Below are 4,550 nucleotides of genomic sequence, written 5' to 3'. Positions count from 1 at the left end.
GGTTACACCAATAGAAAAGCTACTCGCCAAATGGCGGCTACAAGGCTAGGCTCTGCGGGCAGCTATCAGCCTAAAGAGGTCGAATAAATTCGGCCTACGCTCGGGGTAGATTGGTATAAGTCAAAATACTAAAAAGAGGGCGACACTAATGTCGCCCTCTTTTTATGCTGATAGCGTGACGCGTTCGCTACAAGGCAGTATGTCGTAGTCAACCATGACGGTTTCGCCGGCAAGGTAACGACGCAACATATCAAGGGCTACAAAGGCCAATAAACGACGTTGTGACAATGGATCGCGAAAGTGCATTTGTAAGGTTTGGACCATGCAAGCGGTGGGTGTTTTTAACGCAATAGGTGTACCTTGTGGCCCTGAAGCCCCTATGGCTAAGGTAAGGGGGCGGGCTGCAGTGTGTAACCATTCCCCTAAGTCTTGTGCTTCATCGGGTAGACCGGCTAAATAATGCCCTTCAAATTCACGAGTAATGATGGTGATAGTATCGGTTAAGCGCCCTGCACTAGCATCTTCAAAAATCATTAAGTCTTTATCTGCTAATAGTGGCCCCATGGTCGCGGCAAAGTTCATTTCATCTCGTGCCACTAAATGGGTGCCTACCTCGGCCAGTAGCTGCGCTTCGGCGCTGTCTATAGCCACATTATCATCGGTATCTATGATCAACTTCATTTCTATGGTTGGCAAGTTAGCACGATAGCCCAGTGCAATGCCTTCAGGCCAAGTTAAGTGATCTAATCTATCGCTTAAGCCTGATTCTGATAACCCAAACAAAAAGAAGCGACGCACCTGACTGCGGCCATTTTGTCCTAATTGCTGACGCATTCGTGGCAAAATCTCATCACTCATCATCTTTTTTAGCTCAGAGGGCACGCCTGGGGTAAAGAATAAGGTGGCGCGGTTAAGCTTAATAGCAAAGCCACAGGCGGTACCTACGGGGTTATCGACCAGCTCCGCTCCTTGAGGCAGCATGGCTTGTTTGCTGTTACTTTTTGGCATCTCACGGTGACGGTGGGCATACTTTTCTTGCATCACGCTTAGCCAATGTTGGTTGAGCTCTAAGGGGACCTGTGCAGCTTCAGCCATGGCCAAGGCACTGATATCGTCTGAGGTCGGTCCTAGGCCACCGTTAACAATAATTACATCAGCATAGTGGCTGCGTTGTTCAAAGAGCTCGATTAAATCAGCTTTGCGATCACCCACGGTAAAACGGCGGCGTACTTGCCAGCCTTGTTCTAGTAGTTGTTGTGATAGCCAGCCTGCGTTGGTATCGGTAATTAATCCGGTTAGCACTTCGTCGCCTGTGCTGATCAGTTCAATAACAGGTTCCATAATAGTCTTCCTTAAAGGTCGTTAAACTAATTTTACCGTATCTTAGTGCTTTGGCACACGTCGAGGATGACAAGTTCTGTTACTTTGTTGTAGAGTTCTAGATGGCTAGACTTTCTTTTCGACGTTGTACCTTGGAGTAAATACATGCCCATCAGAATTCCCGACCGCCTGCCGGCTGCTAATGTCCTGTCTCAGGAAAATATTTTCGTGATGACGGAGTCGCGAGCTGTGGGGCAGGAAATTCGTCCGATGCGTGTGTTACTACTTAACCTGATGCCGAAGAAAATTGAAACCGAAAATCAGCTGTTACGTATGTTGTCGAATTCCCCCTTACAAATAGGTGTCGACTTATTACGCATAGATGATAGACCATCCAAAAATACACCGCTATCGCACTTAGAGAGTTTTTATCATGACTTTGAGCAGGTTAAAGATCAGTATTACGATGGCTTGATTATTACTGGTGCTCCTCTTGGGCTGACTGACTTTTGTGATGTGGTGTATTGGGAAAAAATAGAGCAAGTGGTGGAGTGGGCAAAGAGCAATGTGACTTCTACGCTATTTTTATGCTGGGCAGCACAGGCGGGTTTAAAAATCTTATATGATCTTGATAAGCGCACTCGCTTAGAAAAGCTCTCTGGGGTGTTTGCGCATAATAACCTCAGTGAATTTGACCCTTTGGTGCGAGGCTTTGATGATGTTTTTTTGGCGCCTCATTCTCGTTACGCTGATTTTCCGGTGGACTTATTACGTGAGAAAACAGACTTAAAGATTTTGGCGGCATCTGATGAGGCGGGGGTTTACTTAGCTGCCAGCCCAGATGGGCGCCAAGTGTTTGTTACAGGACACCCAGAGTATGATGCTGACACCTTACATAATGAGTATCAGCGTGACTTGGGTGTAGGAGTAGAGCCACAAATGCCTGAAAACTATTATCCTGATGACAATGCCGATAATAACCCGCGCGCTACATGGCGCAGTCATGGGCACTTATTGTTTTCTAATTGGCTCAACTACCATGTATATCAGTTGACACCTTATGATCTAAATACGTTAAGTGCGACCGGTGAATCCCTAACAAGGGATTAGCCTTAATGCCAATCTACAATAAACCTAACGTAGAGGGGCGTTGTTCTACTTGCAGCTGTGTTATTCTGAGTGAGATAAATTAGAGGGTGATTGCTTGGGTAAAGCCGATTGTGGCTTGAAAACTCGTAACCAAAAACTCGTATTGCCTTGGCTAACATGAGTGCTGCAACGTTTATGTATCAGACTGATGCAGCCAAGGTATAAAGGAATTATGTTAATTGAAGTTGTTAGGAGATAAATATGGGTTTTCATAGCGCGCGTCATGTTGATGCGTTAAATCAGACAATGGCTGAGCTGGGTAGCAATATTAATGTGTCGTTTGAGTTTTTTCCGCCAAATAGCGAAAAAATGGAAAACACCTTATGGAACTCCATTGAGCGCCTCAGTACCTTGGCCCCTAAGTTTGTCTCTGTGACTTACGGTGCTAACTCGGGTACCCGAGATAGAACCCATAATGTGATCAAAGATATTCAGGATAAAACCGGCCTGATTGCCGCGCCACACTTAACCTGTATTGATGCCAGTCGTGCTGAGTTGCGCGAGATTGCGAAAGATTACTGGAACAATGGTATTCGTAAAATTGTTGCGCTGCGGGGTGATTTACCCGAAGGCTTGGCGAAACCTGATATGTATGCCGCTGACTTAGTTAGTTTGTTAAAAGAAGAAGCTGATTTTGATATTTCGGTGGCGGCGTACCCAGAAGTACACCCGGAAGCAAAAAGCGCCCAGGCAGATTTATTAAGTTTGAAGCACAAGTTAGATGCGGGAGCCAACCAAGCTATTACGCAGTTTTTCTTTGATGTGGAGTCTTATCTGCGCTTTCGTGACCGCTGTGCCACTATTGGCATTGAGCAAGAAATTGTACCTGGCATTTTGCCGGTTTCTAATTATAAGACATTACTGAAATTTGCTGGCTTTTCTAACGTGCGCATTCCTAACTGGATGCATCAGCGTTTTCAGGGCTTAGATGACGATCAAAATACCCGTAACTTAGTGGGTGCCAGTATTGCCATGGATCAGGTACGTGTTTTGAGCCAAGAGGGAGTAAAAGACTTCCACTTTTATACACTTAATCGCTCTGATCTCACCTATGCAATCTGCCACAGCCTAGGCGTACGGCCACAAGTGTCAGCAACAGCTTAACGGCCTCAACGGCGGGGAGGAGTGATTAGGGAAGGGGGAGTTGAAAAGCAAAGCCTCCAGCCGTCATGCTGACGAAGGTCAGGATCTCCCTTCTACCGTCATCCTGACGGAAATCAGGATCTTTCCCCCATCAGTCATCCTGATACCGGGTCGTAGCCCGGCATGACGGGCTATTGTCATCCTGAACTTGCTTCAGGATCTCGTTTTTAGGGTTTAAAGACAAAAGCGAGATACCGGAGCAAGTCCGGTATCTCGGGCTATTGTCATCCCCCTTAGTCATCTTGAACTCGTTTCAGGATCTCGTTTTAGAGCTTAAAGACAAAAACCGAGATACCGGAGCGAGTCCGGTATGACGGGCTATTGTCATCCCCCTTAGTCATCCTGAACTCGTTTCAGGATCTCGCTTTAGAGCTTAAAGACAAAAACCGAGATACCGGAGCGAGTCCGGTATGACGTGATATTGGATACGGCATTGTTCTTAGGCCGTCTTCCTGACGGAAGTCAGGATCTCGCTGGCCGGCATAATAAAAAGCGTAGTGCTCATAAGTTGCTATGATTATTACACCTCCCCAAAGGTGATGCTTATGTATAAATCCCCTGCCGTATATATTTTGACGAACCGCTGCCAAGGCACCTTATATATAGGTGTAACAAGCAACCTTATTCAACGTATTTGGCAGCATAAAAATCATCAAGTCGCCGGTTTCACCCAACGTTATAAGCTAAACCACTTAGTTTACTTCGAGCTGCTAGATGATATGTACACGGCCATATCTCGAGAGAAGCAGCTGAAAAACTGGAAGAGAGCTTGGAAAATTCAATTAATAGAGCAGGCAAATCCTCAGTGGCAAGACTTATGGCAGGATATATGCGGCTAACCCCTACTGTTATGTGCTATACCGTTTCGCGGCGGTGAGTTGGAAACAAAGACAAAAGCGAGATACCGGAGCAAGTCCGGCATGACGGCCTGTTGTCAT

At 46.2% G+C, this 4,550-nt stretch carries 4 protein-coding genes; 3 read left to right on the top strand and 1 reads right to left on the bottom strand.

What is annotated here, in order from left to right:
• Positions 1-162: 162 nt before the first annotated feature.
• Positions 163-1,341 carry a CinA family nicotinamide mononucleotide deamidase-related protein gene (locus ACTHY5_RS08805; RefSeq protein WP_441878786.1) on the bottom strand — a complete coding sequence of 393 codons (1,179 nt, stop codon included), beginning with the start codon at positions 1,339-1,341 and terminating at the stop codon, positions 163-165.
• 144 nt (positions 1,342-1,485) lie between these two features.
• On the opposite strand from ACTHY5_RS08805, the gene metA reads away from it, so the two are divergent.
• The 3 genes from metA (at position 1,486) to ACTHY5_RS08790 (ending at position 4,451) form a co-directional block, all read left to right on the top strand.
• Entirely contained in the window at positions 1,486-2,430 is a 945-nt protein-coding gene (metA, locus tag ACTHY5_RS08800; RefSeq protein WP_441878784.1) for a homoserine O-succinyltransferase MetA, read from the top strand.
• 240 nt (positions 2,431-2,670) lie between these two features.
• Complete coding sequence (metF, locus tag ACTHY5_RS08795; RefSeq protein WP_441878782.1) at positions 2,671-3,573, top strand: methylenetetrahydrofolate reductase; 903 nt, start codon at positions 2,671-2,673, stop codon at positions 3,571-3,573.
• A 584-nt stretch (positions 3,574-4,157) separates the two neighbouring features.
• Positions 4,158-4,451, top strand: coding sequence for a GIY-YIG nuclease family protein (locus ACTHY5_RS08790; RefSeq protein ID WP_441878780.1), 294 nt, complete (start codon positions 4,158-4,160; stop codon positions 4,449-4,451).
• Positions 4,452-4,550: the final 99 nt, after the last annotated feature.

Origin of the sequence: Oceanisphaera sp., assembly GCF_052084945.1 — a bacterium.
Lineage (GTDB): Bacteria > Pseudomonadota > Gammaproteobacteria > Enterobacterales > Aeromonadaceae > Oceanimonas.
The sequence above is the reverse complement of the archived record's forward strand: the minus strand, read 5'-3'. Positions and strand labels throughout refer to the sequence as shown.

Excerpts from the sequence above, each read along its gene's own strand:
- metF (WP_441878782.1), top strand. The coding sequence starts at position 2,671 with ATGGGTTTTCATAGCGCGCGTCATGTTGATGCGTTAAATCAGACAATG.
- ACTHY5_RS08790 (WP_441878780.1), top strand. The coding sequence starts at position 4,158 with ATGTATAAATCCCCTGCCGTATATATTTTGACGAACCGCTGCCAAGGC.
- metA (WP_441878784.1), top strand. The coding sequence starts at position 1,486 with ATGCCCATCAGAATTCCCGACCGCCTGCCGGCTGCTAATGTCCTGTCT.
- ACTHY5_RS08805 (WP_441878786.1), bottom strand. The coding sequence starts at position 1,341 with ATGGAACCTGTTATTGAACTGATCAGCACAGGCGACGAAGTGCTAACC.